The organism is Streptomyces sp. bgisy130 (assembly GCF_057708345.1).
In genome coordinates, this window is record NZ_JBYISA010000002.1 from 530,537 (window position 1) to 556,827 (window position 26,291).

Below are 26,291 nucleotides of genomic sequence, written 5' to 3' on the forward strand. Positions count from 1 at the left end.
GTGGCCGGCCTGCGCCGTCTGATCCACCCGTGCTCCAACATGCGTGCCCAGTACGCCAGTTGATCCATCCAGGCGACTGCTCCAACGGCGTTCCCGATAGGGCGATCCCCCCACATGGCGGCCCCTCCATGCCCGGAGGCCGGCCGCGAGAAGGAGTCACGCAATGAGGTCACGTATTGCCGCGCTGCTGGGTGCCGCGACCGTAGCCGTGGGCGTAGCGCTCGTCGTGCCGACGATGCCGGCAGCTGCCACGACGGGCTGTTCCCACTGTGCCGCGGCCCCGGCCGGCGCCGGCACGCGAGCCGAGGGGTTCGTCGTCAGCGAGGCGCAGTTCAACCAGATGTTCCCGAACCGGAATGCCTTCTACACCTACAGCGGGCTGACCGCGGCCCTCAGCGCCTACCCGGAGTTCGCCAACACCGGAAGTGACATCGTGAAGCGTCAGGAGGCCGCGGCCTTCCTCGCGAACGTCGGCCACGAGACCGGTGGCCTGGTCCATGTGGTCGAGCAGAACACCGAGAACTACCCCCACTACTGCGACGCCACCCAGCCGTACGGGTGCCCCGCCGGACAGGCTGCCTACTACGGACGCGGGCCGATACAGCTGAGCTGGAACTTCAACTACAAGGCGGCGGGCGATGCGCTCGGCATCGATCTGCTGAACAACCCCTACTTGGTGGAGCAGGATGCCGCCGTCGCCTGGAAGACCGCCCTCTGGTACTGGAACACACAGAACGGGCCGGGCACCATGACCCCGCACCAGGCGATGGTCAGCGGCGCCGGCTTCGGCGAGACCATCCGCAGCATCAACGGCTCCCTCGAGTGCAACGGCGGCAACCCCGGCCAGGTGCAGAGCCGGATCAACAACTACAAGAGCTTTGTGCAGATCCTGGGAACCACACCCGGCGACAATTTGAGCTGCTGACCCGGTCCGCGGCGGAGTCTGTTGATCACTGTCAGCATGCAAGACAACTGCGAGCCCCGCCGCGGAGTCGAGGACCCCAAAAAGATGGCCAGAGACCGTCAGTCGCCCCGACGGCCCGCCCTTGAGATGCTCAGCTCTTCCAGCGGACCGGCAGTTGCGCCGGTCCGCGGAGCATCCCGATGCGCCAGGTGAGGTCGTCGAAGTCGGCGTCCATGGCGAGGTCGGGGCAGCGTTCCAAGAGGGAGCGGAGGGCAACACGGGCCTCCAGCCGGGCCAGTGGGGCGCCGAGGCAGAAGTGGATGCCGTGGCCGAAGGCGGTGTGTCCGCGCGCGTCGCGGGTGATGTCGAAGTCTTCGGCGATGGCGAAGACTTCCGGGTCGCGGGAGGCGGAGGCCAGGGCGATCACTATGGTCTCGCCGGCGGGGATCAGGGTGCCGCCGATCTCGACCGGCTCGGCGGTGAAGCGCCATGTGGCCGTCTCCACCGGGCCGTCGTAGCGCAGCATCTCCTCCACGGCGTTGTCGAGGAGGGTGAAGTCGGCTCGCAGAGCGGCCAGTTGGTCCGGGTGCTGGAGCAGGGCGCGTACGCCATTGGCCAGGAGGCTGACGGTCGTCTCATGGCCCGCAACCAGCAGCAGGAAGGCGGTGCCGATCAGCTCGTCACGGGAGAGCTGGTCGCCGTCCTCGTCGCTGGTGCGGATCAGGGCGCTGAGCAGGCCGTCGCCGGGAGCCTTGCGCTTGGTTTCGATGAGGTCGGAGAGGTAGCCGGACATCGCCACCACCGCCTCCTGTGCCGCCTCGTCACTGCTCGGCGCGACGATCTCGTTCGACCAGGCACGGAAGGCATCCCGGTCCATGGCGGGGACGCCGAGCAGCTCGCAGATGACGGTCATGGGCAGCGGGAAGGCGAGGGCCTCCACCAGGTCGGCACGGCCCTCCGGGACGGCGAGCATCGCGTCCAGCAGCTCGTCGGTGATCTGCTGGACCCGTGGCCGTAGTGCCTCGACGCGGCGGGACGTGAACTCCTTGGCCACCAGTTTCCGCAGCCGGGTGTGCTGAGGCGGGTCCGCGTCCAGCATGTTCGTGAACAGGGGCGACACCTCGCCGTCGTCGTTCTGCGGCATGGCGACGCGCCAGTCCTTGTTGAGGCGGGAGTCGCTGAGCGCCGCTCTGACCGCTTGGTGCCCGACGACCATCCACGCGTCGTTGCCGTAGGGGAGGCGCACCCGGTGTATGGGCCCCTGGGCACGCAGCTTGGCGTAGTACGGGTACGGATCCCTGGTGAAGTCCTTGCCGTACGCCGCCAGATCGACAATCTCCGCCATGCGTGATCCGCCCCTCTCGATGATCCCCGATGGTGCGCGAGTTCCGGCACCGATCAGACCGTACGTACGCGAACCCGGAGTCAACATCGGCCCCACGGAGGAGTCACAGCGGTCCATGTCCTCCCGATGCAGTGCGCAGGTTGTAGTTCTGTCGTCCGACCGCGGCTCCGTGGACGAGCCCGGGCCGGCCCGCGGTGGGTGCGCGGCTGCGGGGGCGGCCGGTCCCGCCTGCCGGTGTGTGGGCCGCGCTCGCGCCGTCAGCAGCGGGCGTGGGCGGTGATGTCCGCGCTGAATTCGTCGACCATGGCAGGGGTGACGGTCGGCCGGCACCGGTCGATGGCGGCGAGATAGTCGTCGGTGCTCGCCCCGAGCCGCCCGTGGGCGCCCGCGCCGCCGCCGATCGCCTCCAGGTCCCGCTCGAACGACGTCTGGGCGGCCATCCGCGCGGCGTGCTCGATATCGGCCGGGGTGAACAGCTCGCTGGCCGCCACCAGCGCCGCCACCTCCACCTCCGGGCGGCCGTCCGTGTACCGGGACCAGATCGCCGACCGGGCCGCCGCGTCCGGCGTACCGATCGGGATCAGGTAGTCGAACCGCCCCGGCCGCAGGAACGCCGGGTCGAGCGAGCGGATGGAATTGGTCGCGCACACCAGCAGCCGCTCGTCCCGCTCACGGAACCCCGGTATCAGCTTGAGCCCGCGGCAGCCGGACCCCGGAGGCTGGCCGCGGGGCCGTGATGCGGTTCGACCTTCTCGAAGTAGGCCACCGCGGGCTGCCGGGTATAGCCCGCGTTGAGCAGGCCCTCCCCGAGCAGGTCCTCCTCGGGAAGCACATAGGCGATCCGGCTCACCCGGGCCGCGACCAGGCGCCGCTCCAGTTCCATCAGCAGCGCACTCGCCAGCCCCCGGCCACGCCAGGCCGAAGAGATCGCGATCCGCATCACCCAGCCCCGCTCACCCGCCACACAGGCGAGCGCCGCCCCGATGGGAGCGCCCTGGTGGACGGCCACCACGGCGGGCTGCCGAGAAGTCAGCGCGCTGATGCACTCGGCGAGCGAGAAGACGGACTCCTGCCCCAGTTCCGCCGTGGAGTCGATCAGGTGGACCACTTCGGCGAGATCGTTCTCGCGGTAGCCGTGGATGTGCCAGTTCACCGGTACCGCCCCTCATTGCTGATGGTGGTGATGTGGTGGCAGTGAGGCTAGGGGCGGCGGGGGAGCGGGGCCTGCTCCATCGTGCACAATCCGGGATGCCGACCGCTACGGTCCGTATGTAGCCAGAGGCGCCACCGCCGGGGGCGAGCCTCGGCGCAGCCACCTGCCGGGCGGCTCGCCCCATGCCTCTGACCGGCAGGAATCCGCTCGCTGGTGTAGCTCGCCCGATGGCATGCTGTCCGGCGTGAACGGACCCGAGATCCACTTCAGCTTCGACCCTGCGCTGCACCTTTTCGTCGCGTCAGCGCACAGCACCGCCGGTACGCCCGTGGCAACCGACGGGTCATCGACGCTTGGCCATGTCGTCGAGTCGCTCGGCGTCCCGCTCACCGAGGTCGGCCGGCTGGTCGTGGACGGCGCCGAGGTCCCCGTCTCCCATGTCCCGCAGGAGGGCGAGAGCATCGAGGTGCACGCCGTTGAGCGCCCGCAGCGGCTGCCCGGCGCGCCGCTGAGGTTCCTGCTCGACGTGCACCTCGGCACCCTGGCGCGCAGGTTGCGGCTGCTCGGCGTGGACGCGGCGTACACCAATGAGGACCCCGGCGACGCGGCGCTGGCCGCGCTCTCGGCGAAGGAACAACGGGTGCTCCTCTCCCGGGACCGCGGGCTGCTGCGACGGCGGGAGATCTGGGCGGGCGCATTCATCTACAGCGACCGGCCCGATGAGCAACTCCGGGACGTGCTGGGGCGCTTCGCCCCCACCCTCGCGCCGTGGACCCGCTGCACCGCATGCAACGGCCCGCTCATGGACGCCGACAAGGACTCCGTCCGTGAGCACCTTGAGCACGGCACGCAGCGTACGTATGACGTCTTCGCGCAGTGCACGGCATGCGGTCGCGTCTACTGGCGAGGGGCACACCACTCCCGGCTGGAGGCGATCGTCGAACAGGCGCTCCGGGAAAGCGCCACCTGAAGGGCGGGGCAGGTCGCTTTGCGATGTTTCACATGAAACATCGGATGGCCTGCCGGCTGACCCTGTCGGCCGTACGAATTCCACAATCCGGGTGAGGGTCTCTCGCTCAGGGGTGTGCGGGGCTGGTCATTGCTTCGGGACGGGAGGCGGCGGATACGGCGGCGGGAGCCGTTGCCCATCAACGGGCTCGCGGAGAGGGCGGGCCCTGCTCCCGTGACGGTCCGGCCGCATCCTGCGGGGCCGAGTAGACCGGCGATCAGGTGTCGAAGGGCTGGTTCCCAACTCACCCTGGAAGCAAGGCGATGCGGCATCGGGGCGGTCGGAACCGAGCCGGATCCGTGGCGGCGCTACACCACCAGAGTCCGTCGAGGTGCCTTCGCTGGCGGCCTGCTTGTCGTGTCCTCGAATTGGCGGCCACAAAAGGTGAGTTGACGAATTCGCTGCCCCCTGGCGCCCCCTCGTCGTCAGGCGCAGCCGCAGCCGTCTCCGACGCCCGCCAGAGCCTTGCACGCCCAAGGTCTCGCCCCCCTTCGAGCCGGCTGTGGGTTGCCCTCCCCGCCCGACCTCCAGGGGGCCTGGACTGCCCGCTGCTCGCGGCCTCACCCAGTGGAGCTGTTCGGACCGTCAGGAACCGTCGGCGCGTCGCGGATGGGCCCCGTTCGCGGTGCTCGTTGCGCGAGGAATGGCGCGCCTCGGAGGGCCCGTCGGGGCCCTCTAGCCCACTCGTTACGCGACACGCCGACGACGCGCGCCGTCCAATGGGTGAATCCGCTGCCTTCCGCCACCCGAAGAGCCCATGACGTACCTCGAATGCGACGTTCTCCGGTGGTGCGCGGCCGCAATCCGGCTGACGGTGATCACGTCGCCACTGCGATCCGATGAGCCGACAAAGAGTCAGCCTTCGCAGTTGCGCCGAAAGGAACATGTCCCCATGCGCACTGCTCGCACCCTGTTCGCTTCAGCCGCCATCACGGCGGTGCTTGCAATCTCTGCTCCGGCTGCGAACGCCATGATCACGGAGGACATTGCGTCGGACAGCGCTTCCTCCAGCAACCACAACCAGGCCACGAACGGCGACCGCGACCGTGACCGTGACCGCGGTCGGGACCGTGACCGTGACCGCCGGCGTGACCACTGCCGCGACGGCCGCGATGGCCGGGATGGCCGCGACGGCCGGGGTAACGGTCGCGATGGCCGCGACGGTCGCGACGGCCGGGGCAACGGCCGCGATGGCCGCGATGGCCGTGACGGCCGTGACGGACGTGACGGCCGCGATGGCCGCGGCGGGCGTGACTTCGGTCGCGACGGCCGGGACGGTCGTGACGGCCGCGGACGTGACCACTGCCGTGACAACCGCAGGCCGAGCGGTGGCGTGCACACCGGTGGCGGTGCCATGGCCAAGGTGCTCGCTGACTGGGACCAGAGCAGCGGCTACGGCGACGACCACGACAGGCGCGGCGGCCGCGGCGACCGCGACCACGGCCGCGGCGGTGACCGCGACCACGGCCGCGGCGGCGACCGCGACCACGGCCGTGACCACGGTGGCTACGGCGACCGTGACCACGGCGGCTACGGCGACCACCGCAGGCCGCACGGCGGCATCCACACCGGTGGTGGCGGCCTGGCGACCGGCGGCGGGATGGCCGCGGGTTCCGTGCTGATGCTCGGCGGTCTCGGCGCCGGTGCGTACATGCTGCGTCGTCGCAATGCCTCGGGTACCGCGGCTGCCTGATAAGGCGCCGTACGGAGACCGATGCGCTGTCGCGGCCACCGTTCCACGTGGACGGTGGCCGCGGCGATTGCGTACCGATGCCCCCCTCACGCCCCACCGCCTCGTTCAAGAAAGGCACCCTGACATGACCGCCCCGCAGTCGCCTCAGCCGAATTCGAATCCCTCCCGGACCGCCTCCGCGTCGCGCCCCATCGGCCGCGGTCTGCTGTGGTCTGCGGGAGCGTTTCTGCTGGGCTCACTCCTCGTCTACAACTCCGTGGACACCTCTGCGGACCCCAAGCCGCAGTCCCACTCCGCCGCGGCGTCCGCCAACCCGCGCAGCTCCGCCTCCCCGGCGGTCCCCGACCTGGCCCTGCCCCGTTCCGCACCGAAGCGGGTGTCGATTCCGCAGATCGCCGTCGACGCGCCCTTCACGCAGCTGACCATCGGCCCGACCGGGCAGCTCAACGCGCCGCCCGGGAACGACAAGAATCTCGTCGGCTGGTACAAGGACGGTGCCGCGCCGGGCGAGCGCGGATCGGCGATCATCGCCGGTCACGTGGACACCAAGACCGGCCCGGCGGTGTTCCTGCAACTCGAATCGCTCAAGCCCGGCGCCTTGATCAACATCACCCGTGAAGACGGCATCATCGCCAGCTTCAAGGTCGACTCCGTCGAGACCTTCAACAAGGCGCGATTCCCCAACGAGCGGGTATACGCCGACACCCCCACCGCGCAGCTCCGCGTGATCACCTGCGGTGGCGCATACGACCGGAAGGTCAAGGACTACGTCGACAATGTGGTGGTGTTCGCCCACCTCGCGTCGTTCAGAAACGCCTGAGTGGGTTCCCTGCGCATCGCAGAGACCCGCACCGGCATCACAGGACAAGCCCAGGCCGTCTGTCCACCGACCGGCCTGGGCTTTGTCATGGGCGGAGGGCGGGAGTCGGGGCCCAGGTGGTCTCGACCTTAGGAGGCCCAGGAGCTGGTGGCCAAGAGCCGTACCGAAGCGGGGCGGCGGGCTCGGGACATCTGGATCCGGCTGCGGCACCCGTGGGCGCGGCACTGACGGTGGCCGACGGGCGCTGCACGGGATGCCCGCGCGCCCGCGCCCGTCCCGCCTCGCCTGGGCCGGGACGACTGCGCCCACCCCGGCTCGCCCGGGCGGGACGACTGCGCCCGCCCCAGCTCACCCGGGCAGCGCAATCACGCGGGACCTATCCCCGCACACTCGCGTCCCAGCGCCACGTGGTGCGCCGAGGCTGACCCGCCAGCTCGGCGCGCCCGGTGGCCCACAGGAGGGCGCGCCAGGGATCGTCGGCGTCCGGGACGTCCGGAAACAGCCGGGCGAGCACCCGGGCACACAGATCGGCGGGCGGGTTCCAGTCGAGTCCGAGGCCCTCCGTCAGGTCATGTGTGTGCACCAGGGTTTCCACGGCGCCCATCGCGGCGAAGCCCGCCGGATCCGACACGCCGAACACGTGGTGCGCCCGCACCTTCGGGGGCGTCGTACGCACCATGGCCACCAGCAGCGCGCCGCTCGCCTCCAGCACCTGAAGCAGCCCCGCAGGCCCCGCCGTGCGGTCGGCATGTACGGCGTTCGCGGGGCCGCCGTCCCGCCGGCTCTCCCACACGAAGGGCACATTGCGCTCCAACGGCGGCTTCCTGGGGCCCAGTTGGACGGCGTAGGCGAAGAGGTCGTCGCTGAGGTGCTCGACGGTCTCCCAGCAGTCCCACTCCAGCGAACCGGCCCTGGCGTCCCAGTCCGTCGGCGGCGCCTGGCGCAGGACGGACACGGCGAGCTGTACGGCACGGTCCAGATCGTCCGCGGTGACGGCGGAATGCGGGAGCGCGGCTTCGGTGGTTCGGGAGGTTGACCGGGACATGGTGGGACCGTACCGCGTACGAGCGAGAGGGGGCGGAGCCGGGACCTGCGCGTGACGGGCAACGGGATCTGACGGTCTATCGTGGGCCCATGTCCGCCCCAGAACTGATCCGTATCGTCTCCCGCGACTCGCCCATGGCGCTGGCCCAGGTGGAGCGCGTCCGCGCCGAACTCGCCGCGCTGCATCCCGGCATCGCCACGGAGGTCATCCCGGTCAAGACCACAGGCGACCGCTGGATGGGCGCCCTGTCCCAGGTCGAGGGGAAGGGGGCGTTCACCAAGGAGGTCGACGCCGCCCTCCTGGCGGGCGACGCGGATCTCGCGGTGCACTGCGTCAAGGACATCCCCGGTGACCGTCCGCTGCCGGCCGGCACGACCTTCGCCGCCTTCCTGGAGCGCGACGACGTCCGTGACGCACTGATCCACCCCGGCGGGCTCACCCTCGACGAACTCCCCGCAGGCACCCGGATCGGCACCTCGTCGGTCCGCCGGATCGCCCAGCTCGCCGGATCCCACCCGCAGCTCCAGTGCGTGCCGATGCGCGGCAACGCCAACCGCCGGATGGAGAAGCTCGCAACCGGTGAGGCGGACGCACTGCTGCTGGCCGTCTCCGGCCTCGAGCGCATCGGCCGCACGGACGTGATCACCCAGATCCTGTCCGTGGACGAGATGTGCCCACCTGTCGGGGCGGGCGTGCTGGCCCTTCAGTGCCGCGAGGACGACACCGAGACCATCGACGCCGTCAGCGGCCTCGGGCACCCCCAGACGTTCCAGGAGACGACCGCCGAACGCATGCTGCTGCACGTCCTACAGGGCCACTGCAACAGCCCGATCGCCGGCTACGCCAAGACGGACCGTCGCGGCGAACTGTCCCTGCGGGCCTGTGTCTTCACCCCGGACGGTAAGACGGTCCTCAACGCCCACGAATGGGCCGGCCCGCTCACCCCGGAGACCCTCGGCACGTCCGTGGCCGTCGCCCTGCTGCGCCAGGGAGCACGCGAACTGATCGACAGCATCGCGCACTGAGGCCCGCGCCCCCGGAGGCCGACCACTACAGCCGGCGGCGATCACCCTGCTCTCCGGGACGGGCGGCCCCGGCGTTGCTCCGGGCCTTGGCTCGACGCCCAGTCCCCGGCGACCAGCCCGGTCAATCGTCGAGATCGACCCGGAACGTCAGCAGATTCGTCCCGACCGCCCGGACCGCCGTGCTGTTCAGCCGGGGCAAGGTTTTGAGCCGTGCACGGGCGTCGTCCTCCGGGAGCGGATGGGCGGTACCGGCATGCCAGCGTCCCTTGATCCGGACCCGGACCTGCGGATGCGCCTGAATATTCCGCACGTACTGCGACTTCTCGCCGTACTCGGAAACGAACCAGAAGGCCCGCCCGATACGGCGTCCACCGATGGGTGTCCTCCGGGGCAATCCGGACTTCCGCCCGGTCGTCTCCAGAAGAGTCTGCTGCGGAAGCCGGGAGAGAATCGGATTGCCGATTCTCCTCTGGAACGACGTAACCGCCCGGAACTTGATCTCGCGAGAGCGCGACATACACGGCCTTCCCGTTGGGTGCTTCGTTGCTGCTGCTGGTACTCGCCATGCCGGACGGTCAGGGGCGCACGGAGGCGTCGCGGCCCGGGACCGACCGCCTCACCATAGGGCCGCGCACCGGCGCAAGCGGCTCATCATCGCCGGGTGGAATCGACCTGTGCCTGGCGGTTTCGTTTTCCCGCAGCACGACGACAACCTGCACCTCGTCCTCGTACGCCACCCTTCCGGGGTCCGGGCCAGCCGCCGCTCCGTTCGAAGACATCGCGACGGATCACGACAACGCCTTCGGCCATGACCGTCACCGTTCCCGACCGCCGTACGTCGGCCACCCACCGCCTTGGCACCCACCGGCGGACCGTGGCGCCGGTTGTGGGGGCGGCGATACGTGGCTGGATATCGCCCACCTGCTCGGGCACCATGCGCCCCGCGTGGTCGCATCGGGGAGCTCAGGTTGTGGTCTCAGGGTCTGGGATGATCTTTTGCGTGCTCGCCGCGCACATGACACGATGTCCAGCGCCGCACGGGGGAGCGGCACACGTGTGGGGACAACCTCCCTTTGCGCACCGCGTTTTCCACCGCGGTGCTCCCTTCTTCCCAGGGCGGCGAGAACCTACCAAGCCGCAGTACAAGGAATCACTAGGGAACGGGACGAGACATGACGACTTCCACACACACCTCCAGCCCCACGCCGATTTACGAAGAGCTCGTCGAGGAGCACGGAGATATCCTCGCCGAAGCCCGTGAGGCCGCCGAGCGTTCCCAGCGGACGGCGTCCCAAGCGCTGGACTGGAGTGATCTGCGCCGTCGCTGACCGAGGTCGGCTCGGCTATCAACGGCAGCAGGCGGTAGGAATCGGCAGCTGACGGCAGCAATCGGCGGATCAGTTGCCGGGCGGTTCAGCCGCTGCCGGGGAATGCGTCCACCAGCCGCGGTGGTGCCGCTTGTTTCCAGGAATCCACAAGGATGTCCCGCAGCTCGGTCAGGTCCTCGAGCGCGACCAGCCGCACTCTCACCCAATGGGAGCTCGCCTCGTGCGGCGGCACCCAGAACTTTTCCGGTTCCGCTGCGATCAGCTCCTTGCGCTCATGAATGGGGCATCGCACGGCGAATGACGTCTCATCGTCGGGGATCGTGATGAACATCTTCCCGGCGACCCGGAAGGTGGGCATCTCCCAGGCTTCCTTCTCCACTGTCTCGGGCAGGGAGAGGGCGATACGGCGGACGTCAGCGGAATCGATCACATGAGTACTTTAGACGTGCGGCGAAGTGCACGGACAGGGATGTGCCGGGCTCCTCACCTTCGCGACGCTTCCGCGAGGTCCGCGCCCGCCCTTGCTCACGGGGCGGAGTGTGTCCCCTTGTCCCGGATCAGGTTCTCGACGTGGTCGAAGCGCTCGTGCAGCGTGTGCAGCTCCGAACGCAGCGCCTCCGCGTCCTCCCGCGCATGATTCCCCACCGCTTTGCCCAGGCGGACCATGTCCTGCTCCGCGTGGCCGACGAACCAGGTGGCGAGAGCCGCGGTGATGACCCCGAATGCCGTAATGGCGCTGAGCATCAAGAGGGAAGCGATGACGCGGCCCCATAGCGTGACGGGATAGAAATCCCCGTACCCCACGGTGGTCGCCGTCTCGATCGACCACCACAACGCCTTCGGATACGACGTGATATTGGCGTGTGGCGCACCGGATTCGGCGACCACGACCAGCGCGGCACCCGCGAGGAGTACTGCGGTCATGACCACCGTGACCCAGATCGCCGCTTGTGCGTGCAGTCGGCGCCAGGCCTCATTACGGAAGAGGCGATTCAGTACGGACACGAGAAACGACGGCACCAAGGGGCGTCACCTTCCACTGCGGCCTGGTGGGAAACCGGCCTTTCGCCATCGCTGACATTAACAGGAGCGAATGCCATGCCCCGGATATGCCGGCGGTCGCGATCAGCGCGATCAGCGCATTCAGGGCGTTCAGCGCGATGACCTGTCCTGGCGGGGTGTGGCCGGCGGATCGCCATGGACGGCGTGCAGATAGAGGGCCAGGGTGTCGACCGTGAAGTACGAGCTGTACGAGACGTCCGGGAAGTCGCCGCCCGTGTGATAGCCGCCGATGACGCCGATCAGGGCGTAACCGGTGAAATCCCGTACCAGGAACGGGCCGCCGGAGGTGCCGCCGATATAGCCCGCACAGGCAATTTCCAGGAAATGGCCGGGGGCGGCCGGATCGGTGCTGGTGTAGCGGTGTGTGGACGAGGTGCAGTCGAGCGGTTTGGGGTGGGTGGTGTCCTTGTTGCCGGGGTAGCCGATGAGCCGTACGTTCCGGTGGTCATAGCCCGGGTACGGCAGGAGGTCGAAGCCGCCGGTCACCTCCTCCACCTCGGCGCCGTCCTCCCGCGCGCCGAGCCGCACGACCGCGTAGTCCCAGCGGGCGCCCGCGCTCGTGCCGAGGTCGTAGTAGCGCTGGTCGAGGTAGATGCGCTCGATGGGGTAGATCCCGTGCGGCTTCAGCCCGTCGTGGTACTGCGGAACGAAGGACAGATGCCGCTTCGGGTCGGGGGAGCGCAGACAGTGGGCGGCGCTGACCACCAGGTCGCGGTGCGGACTGCGGACGACCGTGCCGCCGCAGAACCGGCCGGTGTTGCTGCCGTCCGTCCAGAAGAACGTCCCCACCTGGGGGAGGCCGTCGAAGGGGTGGCTCGGCGGGGTGTCGGCCGCCGCCGGGCGCGGCGCCCCGGTGGCCTTTCGCGCGGCGGCCGGTCGCGCTGCCTGCATCCGCTGTGGAGTCCAGTACGTGTCGGCCGACTCGGCGGTGAGGCGCAACCGGTGCCCGTGGTTGTCCGGGGCAGGGGCGGCGAGCGCGGGCGGGGCCGGGGCGAGGGTGAACGACAGCCCGAGCAGCAGCGGGGTGAGCAGCAGGGCGAGGCGGCCGCGTACAGCAATCGGTCTGCTCATGATCCGGGTCCTCCCGAGGGCCGGCGTACGGAACGAGAGACATGCGCGAGGCGAGCGTGCCATGGTCCTACGGCCGGGGAGCGTATGGCGAGAGTCCGGGCCGGAAAGTCTGGCATACCGTCAAGAGGGTTGGGTCACTCAGCAGGTCGGCAGATGTCGGGCGAAGAACGAGTGCACGTGGTGGCGGACCAGGGGGACCGACACGGCCGGGTCGATCGCGCCGACCAGCTTGATGCGGTGGGCGGCGGACATCAGCCCGGCGGCCTGCAACTGGGGAGCTATGGCGGCGTAGTCGTTGAATACAGCGTGCGCCGTGTGGTCGAACTGCCGGCGGGTGACGCGGCCGTGGGGATGGGCGAGCATCGCCGACCAGGAACGCTCCAGTTCCTTCCGGTAGGGGAAGCCATCGGTCCCCAGGAGGAGCAGCGGCCGGTCCGTGCCGTATTGGGCGATCGGGAAGAGCTTTCCTTCCTGGCCGGGGGACGCCGGAGGGTGGTCCAGAAAGCCTTCCAGGTTGATCGCGGCCTGGATGCGTCGGTCCTCGTACATCGACTCGGCCGCGGTGGTGCCACCGGCCGAGTGGCCGTAGATGCCGACCCGCCGCAGGTCGAGCGCACGATCGAGGTGCTCGGGCAGCGGGCGGCCCGCCGCGTCCGGATTCCGTCCGGCGGCCAGTGCCTCCAGCTGGTTCAGCACGAACCGGGTGTCGGCGATCCGGGTTCCGATCGCCGTACGGAACATCTTCGGGTCCGTCCGCGGGTCTCGCCGGAAAACCGTTTCGCGGACCTTCTTCCGCCCCGCCCTCGCGTGGGGGAACTCGACCTCACTGCCGTCGCCGGGGTGGTCGACGGTCACCACCACGTAGCCGCGGCCGGCCAGTTCCTCGGCGATGCCGGTGCCGAGGGTGCGCGGGTCGCCGCCTCCCGGGCTGTACAGCAGTACCGCCCGTCGTACGTCCTGCGCGGGCGCGCCCGTATGCGCATGGGTCCTGGTGCCCGCCCAGTTCACGCCCTTCGCCGGCAGCCCCTCATGGAAGAGCGGGTCGATGAACGACAGACGCTCCGCGGCGCCCCTGGACATCTGCGGTGCGACCGGATAGCCGCGGACGGTACGGGCCGGATAGAACACCGTCGCCATCACTTCCCGGACGGGGAGGGGCTCCCATGGGTCGCGCCGGGTGCGATCGACCAAATACAGCGTGGTGACCCCGATCGGGTGCGGTCCGGTCGGCGCCGGCAAGCGGAGAGTGAGGTCTTTCGCGCCGCGGGCCTGCCGGGACTCCGCCCGCGCGATCCCGCCGCCGGCGAGCAGCATCGTGGCGGCCAGCGCGGCTGAGGTGGTGAGGGTCCGACGGTTCACTCCGGCCCCCTCCTCACCGTCGGGCACAGCACCCTCACGGCCGCGCTCCAGTGCAGACCTGCCGCCCGCTGCGGACCGGCCGCCCAGTGCAGACCTGCCGCCCGCTCGCTCTCCACCGTCGACGTTCTTGCGGAACATGGCTCTCCCCTTGTGCCTCTGTGATCTCGGTCCTTGTGCCTTCCGGCGGCCCCCTGAGTGAATGAAGGGGCGTGGCCTGGATGTTGGCAGTGAGCGGGGAGGGCAGACCATCGTTCAGGCCCTGCCCTAAACGATGGCGATCCGCCGCCAGGGAGAGTAGTGATCCGGATCCATTTCACGGCGGCCGACTTCGCCCAGGTCCGGTTCGCACCCCGGCCGGCCCCGCTGCAAGAGCTGAACGTGGCGCTCATGAAGATGGGTACGCCGGGCGATGAGTTGCTGTTCGGCCGCTGGCGACGGTGGTTGCTCCGGTCCCTGCCGCCCGCCGTCCAGCCGTTCGGTGACCTGGTCCCCGGGGAGGTGGCCCCCGTCTTCCTCGACGTTTTCAGCGACACCTTGAGGGACGGGCTGGACACCGTCCGAGCGTCACCGCCGGAGCTGGTCCGCGCCGAAATCGAGCGGGTCTACGCCCGGCAGCCGTCCCCGGCTCCGCTGTGGCTCCGCGATCTGTACCGGGGTGACGGCTCCGCCTGGCACCTCCTCCGCCGCGCGCAGCAGGCGGCGTTCGATACAGCGCTGCGCCCCGTGTGGCCCGTGGTGCAGGACCTCCACCAGGCGGAGTTCGCCCGCCATGCGCTGGCGGTGGCCGAGCACGGCATCGGCGCCGCGCTCACCGAACTCGTCCCGGGCGCCCGGCTGCACGAGAACGTCTGGCACTGCGCGGCGCCCCACGAGCACGACGTCGAACTGCGCGGGCGCGGCGTACTCCTGCTGCCCACCTTCCACTGGACCGGCCACCCCCTCCTCTCCGACCTGCCCGACCGCCCCGTGGCCGTGACTTATCCGGCCGGCCCGGGGCTGCCGCTGTCGCCGGCCGGGGCGGTCGGCACGGACGAGGCGCTCGCCGGCGTGCTGGGACGAACCCGCTTCGACATCCTGCTTCTTCTCGCGGACGAACACACCACCAGCGAACTCGCCCGGCGGCTGAACGTCAGCAATGCCACCGCTTCCGCCCACACCGCCGCACTGCGCGGCGCGGGCCTGATCACCACGGTCCGCGCGGGACGGGCGGTCCTGCACCGGCGCACTGCGATGGGGAGCCTGCTGGTGCAGCACCGCGTCCGAGCGGGGATCACGAGCGGCTGAGGCGGCGGCCCGGGGAGGGGCGGCTCGTGGAGGCGCCGGCGCCAAGCAACCGGGGGACAGCGCTTAGGGCTCATTCCGGCCGTGTCCGCAGCCGCTCTGCCAGGAAGGCGATGATCTCGTCCCGGGCCTGCATGGTGGGGTGACCCTCCTGGTCGACGAGGTGCGCCGTGACGACACTGTGGGCGCAGCCGACGACGTCACGGAAGAAGGGCGGCGGGTCCGTGTTCGCCGTCTCGGCCTTGAGCACGCGGCCGTCGAAGGCGTCCCCGAGCAGCGCGCGGTAGGCCGCGAACCGTCGGCCGGTGCACCAGGTGTCGTTGTCGAAGCGGTAGGCGAGCACCTGCAATCCGTCGCGCGCCACGCGGTCCGCCACGGCAGCCGCGTCCTCGTCGCTGATCTCCAGACCGCCGGGGTCGTCGAGCGGAAGCGAGGGATGGTTGACGACGGGTGCGATGACGGCGGGTTCGAGCGCCATGGTCAAGGCGAAGTTGCCGGTGAAGCACAGGCCGACGGTGCCGACGCCGGGCCCGCCACACTCGGCGTGTGCCACGCGCGCGAGGCCGCGCAGCCAGGTGACGACGGGGCTGGTGCCGCCACCGGCGAACGCCCGGAACTCGGCGCTGACGCACGCGCGTCGCACGACGGTCTCGCGAGCCCCGGCGAGCGGATACGCACCGTCGACGCCGAAAAGAGAGGGCAGGTAGACGGAGAAGCCGGCCGCGCGCACCCACCGCGCGAACCGTGCGACGTCGGGGCTGATACCCGGCATCTCGGGCATGAGAATGACCGCCGGTCCGGACCCGGACACATACACGGTCTTCTCGACGTCATCGACGCCGACGGCTCTCCGCACGAAATCGTCCAGGGGGTCGTGCTGTCCTCGCAGGTTCGTCATGACCGAGATCATGAGGAGTGGCCGCCCCTCCTGAGAAGCGGCGGCATCGCCACGTATCCCGGTAATATCGCCACCCGTTCCAAGACGCCGGAGGGGCCCGCATGAGTCCGCTGCGAGTTGGTGTGCTGGCCTACCCCGGCTGCTTCGCGTCGGAGGTGTTCGGAGTCCCTGATCTCCTGGCGATGGCCACGCACGTCGCCGCGGCGCACGGGGCGGTGGAGCCGGCCTACGAGGCGTCGGTCATCTCGCCCCGGCGGCGGGTGATCGCGTCCGGCGGCTCGGTCCTCGACGTCTCGGCGATGCGTCCGGTCGACGTCCTGATCGTGCCGGGCTTCGAGCTCTCGCCCACGCTCGATCTCGACACGACACTCGCCGGCCTGGGACCGGAAGTGGCGTCGATCCGGTCCCAGGCGGCCTCGGGGACAGCTGTCGTATCGATCTGCGTGGGCGCCTTCCTGATCGCCGAGGCCGGGCTGCTCGACGGGCGCGAAGCGACCACGTCCTGGTTGTTCGCGGATCGCTTCGCCCGCCGGTACGCCGAGGTGCGCTTCCGCCCGGAGAGCCTGGTCGTGACCGACCGGGGGGTGACGACCACCGCGGCCTTCAGCGCCATGTACGACTTCGCGCTGCAATTCATCCGCGCGCACGACGGCTCCCGCGTCGCCCGCAGCACCGCGCGTATCGCGCTGGTCGATGACGCCCGCTCCACGCAGGCTCCCTATGTCGACCCGGAGCTCCTCCCCACGGTGGGCAGGGAGTTCTCGCTCGGCGTCAAGCGGTGGCTCGACCAGAACCTCAGCGCGCGCTATGACCTGCCCACCCTCGCCCAGGAGTTCCACGTCAGCACGAGAACCATGCTCCGTCGCTTCGGCGACGAAGCCGGCGAGACGCCACTCGCCTACCTCCAGACGGCCCGGGTGCGTCGAGCCCGACACCTGCTGGAGACGACCGACAGGACCGTGGCGCGCATCGCCGCCGACGTCGGGTACCGCGACGCCGGGGCGTTCAGCGGCATCTTCGCCCGGCATACGGGCCGGCGGCCGAGGGAGTACCGCGCGCTATTCCATCGTCGCTGCGATCGCGGCGGGGCAGACGATGTCCTGAGGGAGACGTGAGGAAGGCTCGCGCGCGTGCGATCCGTCGTGCGTTTGGTCAGCGTTTCGAGGTGCGTTTCAGATAGGGTGGGGGCGGAGGTGTTCGCTGTGCCCAACGATCAGGATGAGCTGTTCGCATCGGTCGATGCGCTGCTCGAGCAGGCTGCCACGCAGGACGCATTGCCCGAGCCGGCCGAGCGCAAGCGGCTGCGGGAGGCCGGCGGCCTGAGCCAGGATCAGGTCGCCAAGGCCCTTTCGGTACGGCGCGAGACCATCACCAGTTGGGAGTTGGGCCGGACCGATCCGCGGCCGCCGAAGCGCGCCGCCTACATCCGGCTGCTGGAGGGCCTGGCCGAACGCTTCCCCACCCAGGGGGGCCAGAGCGGCACGCCGTCCTCTGCGGCGCCTGAAGTGGGCCGTGGCCCTGCCGCCACACCATCGCCGGAGCCGGCCCCGGCCCCGGCAGTGGCCCCGCCGTCGGCACCCGGCCCTGCCTCCGCTCCCGTTCCTGCCCCCGGTTCCGTCCCTGCCCCCACCCGGACAGCGCGCCCCCGACCCTCCTCGTCATACTCGACCACCACCCGTCGCGCGCCCGCCAAGAAGGCCGCCGCGAACAAGCGCGCCACCACTTCGGCCACGCCCCCGCCCCCACCCGCTGCCGATCCCCGATTTGTCCACGGCCCGCTCGCCGTACTGGACGGCGACGGCTCGGCGTACTGCGTCGACGGTCTGGTCCTCGACTGCCCTGCAACGACCTTCCCGGCCCTGGTCGAGTGGACGCTGAGCGAGGCGAAGCTGGGGGCGACGCGCCTCCACCGGCACGGCAAGGACGCCGATCCGCTCGTCGTCATCACCGCCGAGGCTGCCGAACGCCTGGGCCTGCCCCGCGAGTTGGAGGACCGGCGGGGTCTGCGGCTGCCCGAGGACCACCCGGTCGTCAGGCACCTCCTGCGCGCGAAGTGGCGCCTCACCCGCCGTGGTTTCGGGCCCTGGCCGCGCGTCTACCGCCCGGCGCAGGGCGGGGAGCGGCAGTGTGTGCAGTTCGCGATCCTGCCTTGGGGCGCGCTGGATGCCCGCTCCTGGGGGGACTCGGACCAGCTGCCACCGGCAGAACTCGCGCGCGTACTCGGCTCCTACGCGACCCGGGTCATCACCCCGCGCGGCTCGACCGCTGTCTGCGGCCTGGAGTTGATGACGGCTCTGCGCCCACCGACCCGCGCTGTCAGGGACGAGGCCACCGGCTCATGGGTGTCCGGCCCGAACCCCGGCGCCCTGACCGAGCCGGTCGACCCCGCGCCCCCCGAGGCGCCCGGCGAGCATCCGGTCGTCGCCTCCCACTACCCCCGCCACCACGAACGCACCCCGGACCAGGTCCTGGACGAGGAGGCGTACGACTGGTTCCGGCCGCTCACCGACGAGGAGTGCGCCCAGGGCTACTTCTACGGGGTCGGCATCGACGTCAATATGGCCTTCGCCGCCGCTGCGAACCGCCTCAACGTCGGGACCGGTCCGGCAACCCACCTCAACTCCCCGGCATTCGACGCCAAGCTGCCCGGCTCCTGGCTGGTGGACCTCTCCCACCTCGACCTCGACCCACGGCTCCCGTCGCCCTTCACCCCCAAGGGCACCCGTCCCACCGGCCCGGCCTGGTACGCGACCTCGACCGTCGCCTACGCGGTCGAACTCGGTGCGCCGGTGCGGCCGATCGAGGCATACGTCCGGTATGAGCACGGCGCCTACCTGGACGCCTGGTACACCCGGCTGCGCGACGCGTACATGGCCACCATGGCGGATCTCGGCGTCACCGCCGGTATGCCGGATGACGACTTCCTCGCCGCCATGGCCCGCCACAAGGACCTCGATCCGGGACAGGCCGCGGTGTTGTCGGCCATCAAGTCGTCCGTCAAGGGCGGCATCGGCAAGCTCCGTGAGCGGCCGCAGGGCATCGGCTACAAATACGGTGAGCGGTGGCCTGCTCTGGAACGGCCGACCTGGAGCCCGCACGTCCGGGCGGAGCTCATCGGCAAGGCCCGTACCAACATGCACCGCAAAATGCGGAAGCTCGCGTCGGCCGGTGTCTTCCCGGTCGCCGTACTGTCGGATTGCGCCGTCTACCTCTCCCACGGCGCCGGCCCGCTCGACTTCCTTCCCCGTACGGAAGAGGGCAAGCCGCTGCCGGGCGGGTTCCGGCTCGGCGTCTCCCCGGGCATGGTCAAGCACGAAGGCACCCAGGACTTCCTGTGGGTGGCCTCGATGATCGAGGACGAGCAGATCAACCCAGCCCGGCACATCAAAGGCAGCGACGCCGCCGCAGGCGGAGAGTAGGCAGACGCGATGGGCATCCTCGGCGACAGCCTCGACAAGGCCGCGGCGAATACCGCCACGCGCCCGATTCCGAAATCCGCCGGGGCGCAGATGCGGTTCCTGGTGAAGCGCGAGAAGGGTTCCACCAAAGCGGTGGCGCAACGACTGGGCATCTCCCAGCGCACGGTGGAGCGTTACCTGAAGGACCAGATCAAGCGGCCTCGTAAGGAACTGGCTGCGCGGCTTGTCGCCGAGGTCACCAAGGACTGGCAGCCGCGGATCCGCGACCGGGCCAAGAAGCAGGCGGCCAGTACAGGCGGCATCGTCATCGAGACCCGGGCCCGCTTCGGTTTCACCGCCGCACCGGGCACCACCGACGACGGCCGCATCCGTCTCATCACCCAGCATCTGCCCCCGGCGTACGCGGCCCGCCTCTTCGACGCCCAGGCCGCCGGAGCATCGGAACAACAGCTCCAGAACATCGCCGCGGAGGGCCTTCAGGAGATCTATTTCAAGGACCGCGGCCGACGGGCGGATGGGCTCCAGGTGGAGTTCACGGATATCGACTATGTCGAGATGGACTTCTAGGACGCTTGCTGCGGTTGTGCGGCACGGTTGGCTGGGTGAGCAGAAGCGCGATAGTTGCCGCGACATCCTGGCCACACCGCCGGAACCGTACGAGGCGGACTACGACGGCTACGTGCCGGAGCCGTGCCTGCTCGCACCGGAGCAGATCACCGAGTACCCCAACAGCCTCGATCTGAGCGCGGAGGGGCGGCAGTTGCTGGGGGGCTGGAGCAGATGGCAGGCAGCTGATGTCGACGTGGACAGCTCGTACGCGGACTGTCCGGCGGAGTTCTGCCCGGCATCACCCGTTCGCGCGGTCTGTTTGCGGGACGTAAGTGAGGCGTTTCCGGAACGTCAGTGGGCCCAGGAAAAGTGGTGTTCACACCGCGGGAACGGCCAAAGAAAAATCCCGCACGGAACACAGGGGGAACCTGATCATGCGTACTTCCCGGATTCGTACCGCCACCCTCGCCGCCGTCACCGCCGCGCTGGCGCTGGGCCTGACCGCCTGCGGCGGGTCCGACGGCGGCACGAAGGCGGCGGGCGGCGACAACGGCGCCGGTACCGCGCAGAGTCAGTCCGCATCCAACGGGGACGGCAAGGACGGCGCGGAGCAGGCCAACGGCGGCGGTGACACCAAGGACGGTGCGCGCTCGACGACCGCCACGGGCGGGACGGGCGAGGCCGCGAACAAGGGCACCACGGCGGGCGCCCAGCAGTGCCGCGGCGACGAGATGCTGCTCACCGCGGTGCACCGGTTCGCCGGGCAGCAGGGCGACCACCTGCTGGTCACCGCGTCGAACAAGGGCACCAAGCCCTGCTGGGTCACCTCGTACCCGGCCGTGAAGCTCGGCGACAGCGGTGCCGCACTGCCGCACTCGAAGAAGGACAACGCCGGCGGCGACAAGCACATCACGCTCCAGCCCGGCGGCACGGCATACAGCGCGGTGAACCTCTTCGACTACGGCTCGAAGAACCACACGGCGCAGTCGTTCGCCCTCGCGCTGCGCGGCGCGGACGGTCACAGCGGCCCCTCCTATTCCGTCAGCCTCAAGGGCGAGAAGCCGCAGTTCAGCTGGAACGAGGCCGACGTGCTGAACTGGAGCACCAAGAAGCCGTACAACTTCTGACGGCCCGCCGGCCGGCGATGAGTTAGTTCGGGACGCGCCGAACCGCGCGTCCCGAACCGCGCGTCCCGAACTCCGTGTGCACGGCGTCGGTGTGCCGGCGATCGTGCCACAGTCGTCAGACTCCCGCTTTCGCAACCCACTTCGATGCCGCGGCGTCCAACTCCATGACGGACGGCTGTTGATCATCAGGGAGAAGCGCGTGGCGAAGAAGGACCGGACGGCGGAGGCGGCGAGCGAGAAGGACCGCGAAAAGTGGATGGCGCGTTTCCAGGTACGGCTGGTTACGCAGCCGGGCGTGGATCGCGCAGTCGTGCTCCAGGCGGTCAAGGATGTCACGGCGCACTGCGCGGCGACGGGCGAGCACCCACGGACTGCCTTCGGTGACCCGGACGCTTTCGCCGTGCAGGCCGCCGAGCGGCTGGTGCCGGCGGACCGGGCGGCGGGCGCGAAGCGGCGCAACGCGGTGATGGACACGCTCGACTCCGTGCTGAAGGGGGCCAGGGACCTCGCCGGTCTGTGACCGGTGGAAGCGACTTCCGTCTGGCCCGGCGCACGGCCACCGGTGCCCGATGGGCAGGGCGTAGAGCTTGCGCAGGACCGGCGCGGTGTCGCCGGTCACGATGAGTGACCAATGTGTTACCCGTGTGGAGAGGGGGAAGGGTGCCGGTCGCGCCCCGCCCGCCACGACGGGGCCGTAGTGGCCCCGGGAGGTAATCTGAAGGCACTGCACCTGCTCCCCAATGCCGGGGAGGGCATATGACAGCCGGTGTGAGTCTTCGTCCTAGCAAGGCGGATGAACTCCGTTATACGCCCATCGCCGAGCACGGCATGATCGGCGATATGCGTACCGCTGCGCTTGTCGGTACCAATGGCACCATCGACTGGTATTGCTGTGCGCGGTTCGACGCACCCAGTGTGTTCGGGGCGCTGCTGGATGCCGATCGCGGCGGAGCCTTTCAGCTGGCCGCGGATGTGCCCGCCCGGACGAAGCAGTTCTATTTTCCCGACACCAACATCCTGATCACGCGGTTCTTCGCGGACAACGGGGTCGGTGAGGTTCAGGACTTCATGCCGATCGTCGGTGACTCCCGGGAGGCGGACCGGCACCGGCTGATCCGGCGGGTGCTCTGTGTGCGCGGGTCGTTGCCGTTCATCGTCCGGGTGGCTCCGCGGTTCGATTACGGGCGGAGTGTGCACACCGTGAGCGCCCAGCAGGGTCACATCGTGTTTGATTCCCCGGGGCTTTCGCTGGCGCTGTCGTCCAGCGTTCCGGTCGAGATCGACGGTCCGGACGCCTGCTGCGCATTCACGCTGGACGAGGGGAGTGCCGCGGTGTTCGCCCTGGACCGGATCGGTGACGGGGTGGAGCCGCGGGCCTGTCCGCTGACGGAGGCGGAGGATTTGTTCGGTGCCACGGTGCGGTATTGGCGCGGCTGGCTGTCGCACTCCCGTTATCGAGGGCGCTGGCGGGAAATGGTGCACCGCTCCGCGCTCACGCTCAAGCTCCTCACCTACGCGCCGACCGGCGCCATCGTGGCCGCCCCCACGACCAGCCTGCCCGAACAGATCGGCGGCGAGCGGAATTGGGACTATCGCTATGCCTGGGTGAGAGACGCCGCGTTCTGCATCTATGCGTTGCTCAGACTGGGCTTCACCGACGAGGCCAAAGCCTTTGTGCACTTCCTGTCCCAGAACGTCTGCTCCACGGAATGCGCCGAGGGCCCACTACAGATCATGTACGGCATCGACGGCCGCAGCGAACTGCCCGAGGAAGAACTCCTCCACCTGGAGGGTCACTTGGGCTCAAGCCCCGTCCGGATCGGCAATGACGCCGTCAACCAGCTCCAACTGGACATCTACGGGGCGCTTATCGACTCCCTCTACCTCTATGACAAATGGGGGGAGCCGCTGTCCAGCGAGCACTGGGACACCATCGGCAAACTGGTGGACTGGGTCTGTGACAACTGGGACCAGCCGGACGAAGGTATTTGGGAAACTCGTGGCAAGACCCAGAACTTCCTGTACTCGCAGTTGATGTGCTGGGTGGCGGTGGAACGGGCGATGCGGATCGCCGCTCACCGGGGGCTGCCGGCGGATATGGTCCGCTGGGGGAAAGCCAGGGACACCATCTACCGGCGGATCATGGACCGTGGCTGGTCCAGCAAACGGCAGGCGTTCGTTCAGCACGAGGGCGACGACGTTCTCGATGCCTCCGTTCTGATGATGCCGCTGGCCAAGTTCATCTCCCCCACGGACCCGAAATGGCTTTCCACCCTGGACGCATTGGGTGAGGAGCTGGTGTCCGACTCCCTGCTCTACCGCTATGACCCGCGCAGCAGCCCGGACGGGCTGCGCGGCGAGGAAGGCACCTTCTCGATCTGCTCGTTCTGGTATGTCGAGGCGCTGTCCCGCGCCGGCCGGGTGGACGAGGCCCGGCTCGCCTTCGAGAAGATGCTCACCTACGGAAATCACCTCGGCCTGTACGCGGAGGAAATCGGCCGCACCGGCGAACAGACCGGCAACTTCCCCCAAGCCTTCACCCACCTGGCCCTCATCAGCGCCGCATTCAACCTCGACCGGGCGTTGGGCTGAGGTCGGTAGGCGGGACCAGTCTGAGGCCGTCCTGGCGAGTCCGCTTCCGGAGCGGGCTGACTCTGGGTTTCTCCCTACGGATTTCTCCCCGCACGCCCCGTTCGGCGTCCCCGCGTGGCGCGGTGAGGCGAGCGGCCCTACCGTCGGCGGGGAACCCGTCCCGATGGCGGGGAAAGGCTGCGGCGCACTGCCCTTCGCACGTCGGTGCGCCCCAGCCGCCTTTTTTGTGTGGGGGTGGATGCGGGCGGAGTGGGGGACTCCGTCGCCGCCGTCGGCCTTCGCCGGCCTGGTGCCCGTCTTCAGTGCCGGGGGTGACGGGCTTCAACAGGTGAACCTTCGAGGCCGGGGGCGGCTTGCGACCCGTACGGCTTCAACTGCTCTGTAGCGCTGATCAGTTGACGATCGATCAGTGCAAGCCGCGGATTCCGACAGGACCCTTGACGCATCGTCCACACATGGTGAACATGCATCGGGCAAGAGAGCGCTCCCATGAACTTCAATCGTTCACTTCCTGAATCAGGAGAGCCGCTATGCCCACACCCCCCACCGGCGACTCGGTGCCTCGCACACCGAAGCCTTCACGCCGTAGCGTCCTGGCCGCGATGGCGGCTGCCGTGCCCGCCGCGAGTCTGCCAATTCTTCCCGCCCGGGCGTCCGCGGCGCCCGCCGCCGCGGCGCTGCCGGGCGGCGGCGACCTGGGCCCGAATGTGCTGGTGTTCGATCCCGCCACGCCCGACATCCAGGGCACGCTCGACGAGATCTTCCGGCGGCAGGAGTCGGCCCAGTTCGGCGAGGGGCGGTTCGCGCTCCTCTTCAAACCGGGTACGTACCGCGGACTGAACGCCCAGATCGGCTTCTACACCTCGATCGCGGGGCTCGGACTGTCGCCCGGTGACACGACGTTCCATGGCGATGTCACCGTCGACGCCGGCTGGTTCAACGGCAACGCGACACAGAACTTCTGGCGCTCGGCGGAAAACCTCACGCTCCATCCGGTCAGCGGCACCAACCGCTGGGCCGTGGCACAGGCGGCTCCGTTCCGGCGGATGCACATCAAAGGCGGACTGAATCTGGCGCCGGACGGCTACGGCTGGGCCAGCGGCGGCTATATCGCCGACTGCCGCATCGACGGCACCGTGGGCCCCTATTCGCAGCAGCAGTGGTACACCCGGGACAGCTCGGTGGGCGGCTGGCACAACGCCGTGTGGAACATGGTGTTCTCCGGTGTCGAGGGAGCACCGGCACAGAGCTTCCCCGACCCGCCGTACACCACCCTCGACACCACCCCGGTCTCCCGCGAGAAGCCATTCCTCTATCTCGACGGGGTCGACTACAAGGTCTTTCTCACGGAGAAGCGCATCGACGCCCGCGGCACCACCTGGGGGAGTGGCACACCGAGGGGCGAGTCCCTTCCGCTCGACCGGTTCTACGTCGCCAAGCCCGGTGCTGACGCGGCAACTCTCAACGCGGCGCTGGACCAGGGCCTCAACCTGCTGCTCACGCCCGGGATTTACCATCTCGACCGGCCGGTCGAGGTGTGGCGTGCGAACACCGTGGTTCTGGGGCTGGGGTACCCGACTCTCGTTCCGGACAACGGCGCGACGGCCATGAAGGTCGCCGATGTCGACGGTGTGCGGCTCGCCGGGTTCCTGATCGATGCCGGTCCGGTCAACTCCGTCACGCTGCTGGAGGTCGGCCCCGAGGGCGCGTCCGCCGACCATGCCGCCAATCCGACCACGGTGCAGGACGTGTTCATCCGGATCGGCGGGGCGGGGCCCGGCAAGGCAACCACCAGCATAGTGATCAACAGCAACCACACCCTGATCGACCACACCTGGGTCTGGCGGGCCGACCACGGGGACGGTGTGGGCTGGGAGATGAACCGGGCCGACTACGGGGTCCGCGTCAACGGGGACGACGTCCTGGTCACCGGGCTCTTCGTCGAGCACTTCAACAAGTACGACGTGGAGTGGCGCGGCGAGCGGGGACGGACGGTCTTCTTCCAGAACGAGAAGGCCTACGACGCGCCCAATCAGGCCGCGATACAGAACGGCGACATCAAGGGCTACGCCGCATACAAGATCGCTGATGGGGTGACCACCCACGAAGGGTGGGGCCTGGGCAGCTACTGCTACTACAACGTGGACCCCACCATCCGTCAGGACCACGGCTTCCAGGCTCCCGGCAAACCGGGCGTGCAGCTCCACCATCTGCTGGTGGTCTCGCTGGGCGGCAAGGGGCAGTACGAGCACGTGATCAACAGCCTCGGCGCTCCCACCTCGGGCACGTCGACCGTGCCGTCCACGGTGGTTTCTTATCCGTGACCCGCCTGTGCGGCCCCCTGCGACTCCGGTAGGGCCTCCGTGTGGCCCCCGTACGGTAGCGGCGACGGTGGCGGTGCCGTGCCAGGGGGCCCCGACGGGCGGGCCGGCGCTCCGGCCTGCCGTAGGGCGCGTCTGTTGAAGCCTGCGGAGTCATGACCATCGAAGAATCTGCGGGGCGGGTTGGACCGATGTGTGAGGCGCATCGTCAGTCCGGGCGGCGGGTGTCGGTGGGGGTGATGGCCTGGTTGACGCGGTGGCCGATGGCGCGCAGGGTGCGTTGCTGGGCC

Annotated in this window: 23 protein-coding genes and 1 pseudogene; 14 read left to right on the plus strand and 10 right to left on the minus strand. The window is 69.5% G+C overall.

Annotated features, from left to right (window positions below; all coding sequences use genetic code 11):
- Window positions 1–163: 163 nt before the first annotated feature.
- The gene (locus tag AC3EUV_RS05065) at window positions 164–925 is read left to right on the plus strand and encodes a chitinase (protein ID WP_435602260.1); all 762 of its coding nucleotides are present in this window, start codon (window positions 164–166) and stop codon (window positions 923–925) included.
- Between the two features lie 130 nt (window positions 926–1,055).
- On the opposite strand, the gene AC3EUV_RS05070 is transcribed toward AC3EUV_RS05065, so the two are convergent.
- Together AC3EUV_RS05070 and AC3EUV_RS05075 are read right to left on the minus strand one after the other, a co-directional pair.
- Window positions 1,056–2,249 carry a cytochrome P450 family protein gene (locus AC3EUV_RS05070; protein WP_432142229.1) on the minus strand — a complete coding sequence of 398 codons (1,194 nt, stop codon included), beginning with the start codon at window positions 2,247–2,249 and terminating at the stop codon, window positions 1,056–1,058.
- Between the two features lie 257 nt (window positions 2,250–2,506).
- Window positions 2,507–3,402: pseudogene (locus AC3EUV_RS05075) on the minus strand (GNAT family N-acetyltransferase).
- A 244-nt stretch (window positions 3,403–3,646) separates the two neighbouring features.
- On the opposite strand from AC3EUV_RS05075, the gene AC3EUV_RS05080 reads away from it, so the two are divergent.
- Window positions 3,647–4,372, plus strand: a complete 726-nt coding sequence (locus AC3EUV_RS05080) for a Mut7-C RNAse domain-containing protein (RefSeq protein ID WP_432142230.1) — start codon at window positions 3,647–3,649, stop codon at window positions 4,370–4,372.
- A gap of 958 nt (window positions 4,373–5,330) precedes the next feature.
- Here the strand turns inward: AC3EUV_RS05080 and AC3EUV_RS05085 are convergent.
- Entirely contained in the window at window positions 5,331–5,750 is a 420-nt protein-coding gene (locus AC3EUV_RS05085; protein ID WP_488187953.1) for a hypothetical protein, read from the minus strand.
- Window positions 5,751–5,765: 15 nt separating this feature from the next.
- Here AC3EUV_RS05085 and AC3EUV_RS05090 point away from each other — a divergent pair, with 15 nt between their 5' ends.
- A complete protein-coding gene (locus AC3EUV_RS05090; RefSeq protein WP_432142232.1) occupies window positions 5,766–6,104 on the plus strand; it encodes a hypothetical protein in 339 nt (112 codons plus the stop codon).
- Between the two features lie 124 nt (window positions 6,105–6,228).
- Window positions 6,229–6,924: a class F sortase gene (locus tag AC3EUV_RS05095; protein WP_435602262.1), complete on the plus strand. Its 696-nt coding sequence runs from the start codon at window positions 6,229–6,231 to the stop codon at window positions 6,922–6,924.
- Window positions 6,925–7,300: 376 nt separating this feature from the next.
- Here AC3EUV_RS05095 and AC3EUV_RS05100 read toward each other — a convergent pair whose 3' ends face one another.
- The gene (locus tag AC3EUV_RS05100; RefSeq protein WP_435602263.1) at window positions 7,301–7,969 is read right to left on the minus strand and encodes a hypothetical protein; all 669 of its coding nucleotides are present in this window, start codon (window positions 7,967–7,969) and stop codon (window positions 7,301–7,303) included.
- 89 nt (window positions 7,970–8,058) lie between these two features.
- Between AC3EUV_RS05100 and hemC the strand changes: the two genes are divergently transcribed.
- Complete coding sequence (hemC, locus tag AC3EUV_RS05105; protein ID WP_435602264.1) at window positions 8,059–8,994, plus strand: hydroxymethylbilane synthase; 936 nt, start codon at window positions 8,059–8,061, stop codon at window positions 8,992–8,994.
- Between the two features lie 121 nt (window positions 8,995–9,115).
- Here the strand turns inward: hemC and AC3EUV_RS05110 are convergent, their stop codons facing one another.
- Window positions 9,116–9,511, minus strand: coding sequence for a nitroreductase/quinone reductase family protein (locus AC3EUV_RS05110; protein ID WP_432142236.1), 396 nt, complete (start codon window positions 9,509–9,511; stop codon window positions 9,116–9,118).
- Between the two features lie 655 nt (window positions 9,512–10,166).
- Here AC3EUV_RS05110 and AC3EUV_RS05115 point away from each other — a divergent pair.
- Window positions 10,167–10,322, plus strand: coding sequence for a hypothetical protein (locus AC3EUV_RS05115; protein WP_168476535.1), 156 nt, complete (start codon window positions 10,167–10,169; stop codon window positions 10,320–10,322).
- Between the two features lie 85 nt (window positions 10,323–10,407).
- Here the strand turns inward: AC3EUV_RS05115 and AC3EUV_RS05120 are convergent, their stop codons facing one another.
- The 4 genes from AC3EUV_RS05120 to AC3EUV_RS05135 all read right to left on the minus strand — a co-directional run bounded on the left by AC3EUV_RS05120 (window position 10,408) and on the right by AC3EUV_RS05135 (window position 13,814).
- Window positions 10,408–10,752: an MmcQ/YjbR family DNA-binding protein gene (locus AC3EUV_RS05120; RefSeq protein WP_435602265.1), complete on the minus strand. Its 345-nt coding sequence runs from the start codon at window positions 10,750–10,752 to the stop codon at window positions 10,408–10,410.
- A 95-nt stretch (window positions 10,753–10,847) separates the two neighbouring features.
- Window positions 10,848–11,345, minus strand: a complete 498-nt coding sequence (locus tag AC3EUV_RS05125; RefSeq protein ID WP_387239162.1) for a potassium channel family protein — start codon at window positions 11,343–11,345, stop codon at window positions 10,848–10,850.
- A 129-nt stretch (window positions 11,346–11,474) separates the two neighbouring features.
- A complete protein-coding gene (locus AC3EUV_RS05130) occupies window positions 11,475–12,455 on the minus strand; it encodes a trypsin-like serine peptidase (RefSeq protein WP_432142239.1) in 981 nt (326 codons plus the stop codon).
- Between the two features lie 138 nt (window positions 12,456–12,593).
- Window positions 12,594–13,814: an alpha/beta hydrolase gene (locus AC3EUV_RS05135; protein ID WP_432142240.1), complete on the minus strand. Its 1,221-nt coding sequence runs from the start codon at window positions 13,812–13,814 to the stop codon at window positions 12,594–12,596.
- Window positions 13,815–14,111: 297 nt separating this feature from the next.
- Here AC3EUV_RS05135 and AC3EUV_RS05140 point away from each other — a divergent pair, with 297 nt between their 5' ends.
- Window positions 14,112–15,098 carry an ArsR/SmtB family transcription factor gene (locus AC3EUV_RS05140; protein ID WP_435602266.1) on the plus strand — a complete coding sequence of 329 codons (987 nt, stop codon included), beginning with the start codon at window positions 14,112–14,114 and terminating at the stop codon, window positions 15,096–15,098.
- Window positions 15,099–15,168: 70 nt separating this feature from the next.
- On the opposite strand, the gene AC3EUV_RS05145 is transcribed toward AC3EUV_RS05140, so the two are convergent.
- Complete coding sequence (locus AC3EUV_RS05145) at window positions 15,169–15,993, minus strand: dienelactone hydrolase family protein (protein ID WP_432142242.1); 825 nt, start codon at window positions 15,991–15,993, stop codon at window positions 15,169–15,171.
- A gap of 101 nt (window positions 15,994–16,094) precedes the next feature.
- Between AC3EUV_RS05145 and AC3EUV_RS05150 the strand changes: the two genes are divergently transcribed.
- The 7 genes from AC3EUV_RS05150 to AC3EUV_RS05180 all read left to right on the plus strand — a co-directional run bounded on the left by AC3EUV_RS05150 (window position 16,095) and on the right by AC3EUV_RS05180 (window position 26,004).
- The gene (locus AC3EUV_RS05150) at window positions 16,095–17,108 is read left to right on the plus strand and encodes a GlxA family transcriptional regulator (protein WP_432142243.1); all 1,014 of its coding nucleotides are present in this window, start codon (window positions 16,095–16,097) and stop codon (window positions 17,106–17,108) included.
- Window positions 17,109–17,195: 87 nt separating this feature from the next.
- Window positions 17,196–19,412, plus strand: coding sequence for a telomere-associated protein Tap (gene tap / locus AC3EUV_RS05155; protein ID WP_435602267.1), 2,217 nt, complete (start codon window positions 17,196–17,198; stop codon window positions 19,410–19,412).
- A gap of 9 nt (window positions 19,413–19,421) precedes the next feature.
- Window positions 19,422–19,979: a telomere-protecting terminal protein Tpg gene (gene tpg / locus AC3EUV_RS05160; protein WP_387239184.1), complete on the plus strand. Its 558-nt coding sequence runs from the start codon at window positions 19,422–19,424 to the stop codon at window positions 19,977–19,979.
- Window positions 19,980–20,395: 416 nt separating this feature from the next.
- Window positions 20,396–21,088, plus strand: a complete 693-nt coding sequence (locus AC3EUV_RS05165) for a DUF4232 domain-containing protein (RefSeq protein ID WP_435602268.1) — start codon at window positions 20,396–20,398, stop codon at window positions 21,086–21,088.
- Between the two features lie 199 nt (window positions 21,089–21,287).
- Entirely contained in the window at window positions 21,288–21,608 is a 321-nt protein-coding gene (locus AC3EUV_RS05170; protein ID WP_432142246.1) for a hypothetical protein, read from the plus strand.
- Window positions 21,609–21,844: 236 nt separating this feature from the next.
- Window positions 21,845–23,680, plus strand: coding sequence for a glycoside hydrolase family 15 protein (locus AC3EUV_RS05175; protein WP_432142247.1), 1,836 nt, complete (start codon window positions 21,845–21,847; stop codon window positions 23,678–23,680).
- Between the two features lie 530 nt (window positions 23,681–24,210).
- Complete coding sequence (locus AC3EUV_RS05180; protein ID WP_435602269.1) at window positions 24,211–26,004, plus strand: coagulation factor 5/8 type domain-containing protein; 1,794 nt, start codon at window positions 24,211–24,213, stop codon at window positions 26,002–26,004.
- Window positions 26,005–26,291: the final 287 nt, after the last annotated feature.

Bases quoted from the DNA above. Each gene is read 5' to 3' on its own strand.
- AC3EUV_RS05070 (WP_432142229.1), bottom strand. From the start codon at position 2,249: ATGGCGGAGATTGTCGATCTGGCGGCGTACGGCAAGGACTTCACCAGG.
- AC3EUV_RS05165 (WP_435602268.1), top strand. From the start codon at position 20,396: ATGCGTACTTCCCGGATTCGTACCGCCACCCTCGCCGCCGTCACCGCC.
- AC3EUV_RS05095 (WP_435602262.1), top strand. From the start codon at position 6,229: ATGACCGCCCCGCAGTCGCCTCAGCCGAATTCGAATCCCTCCCGGACC.
- AC3EUV_RS05130 (WP_432142239.1), bottom strand. From the start codon at position 12,455: ATGAGCAGACCGATTGCTGTACGCGGCCGCCTCGCCCTGCTGCTCACC.
- AC3EUV_RS05065 (WP_435602260.1), top strand. From the start codon at position 164: ATGAGGTCACGTATTGCCGCGCTGCTGGGTGCCGCGACCGTAGCCGTG.
- AC3EUV_RS05145 (WP_432142242.1), bottom strand. From the start codon at position 15,993: ATGACGAACCTGCGAGGACAGCACGACCCCCTGGACGATTTCGTGCGG.
- hemC (WP_435602264.1), top strand. From the start codon at position 8,059: ATGTCCGCCCCAGAACTGATCCGTATCGTCTCCCGCGACTCGCCCATG.
- AC3EUV_RS05115 (WP_168476535.1), top strand. From the start codon at position 10,167: ATGACGACTTCCACACACACCTCCAGCCCCACGCCGATTTACGAAGAG.
- AC3EUV_RS05110 (WP_432142236.1), bottom strand. From the start codon at position 9,511: ATGTCGCGCTCTCGCGAGATCAAGTTCCGGGCGGTTACGTCGTTCCAG.
- AC3EUV_RS05180 (WP_435602269.1), top strand. From the start codon at position 24,211: ATGCCCACACCCCCCACCGGCGACTCGGTGCCTCGCACACCGAAGCCT.
- AC3EUV_RS05175 (WP_432142247.1), top strand. From the start codon at position 21,845: ATGACAGCCGGTGTGAGTCTTCGTCCTAGCAAGGCGGATGAACTCCGT.
- AC3EUV_RS05100 (WP_435602263.1), bottom strand. From the start codon at position 7,969: ATGTCCCGGTCAACCTCCCGAACCACCGAAGCCGCGCTCCCGCATTCC.
- AC3EUV_RS05150 (WP_432142243.1), top strand. From the start codon at position 16,095: ATGAGTCCGCTGCGAGTTGGTGTGCTGGCCTACCCCGGCTGCTTCGCG.
- AC3EUV_RS05090 (WP_432142232.1), top strand. From the start codon at position 5,766: ATGGCCAAGGTGCTCGCTGACTGGGACCAGAGCAGCGGCTACGGCGAC.
- tpg (WP_387239184.1), top strand. From the start codon at position 19,422: ATGGGCATCCTCGGCGACAGCCTCGACAAGGCCGCGGCGAATACCGCC.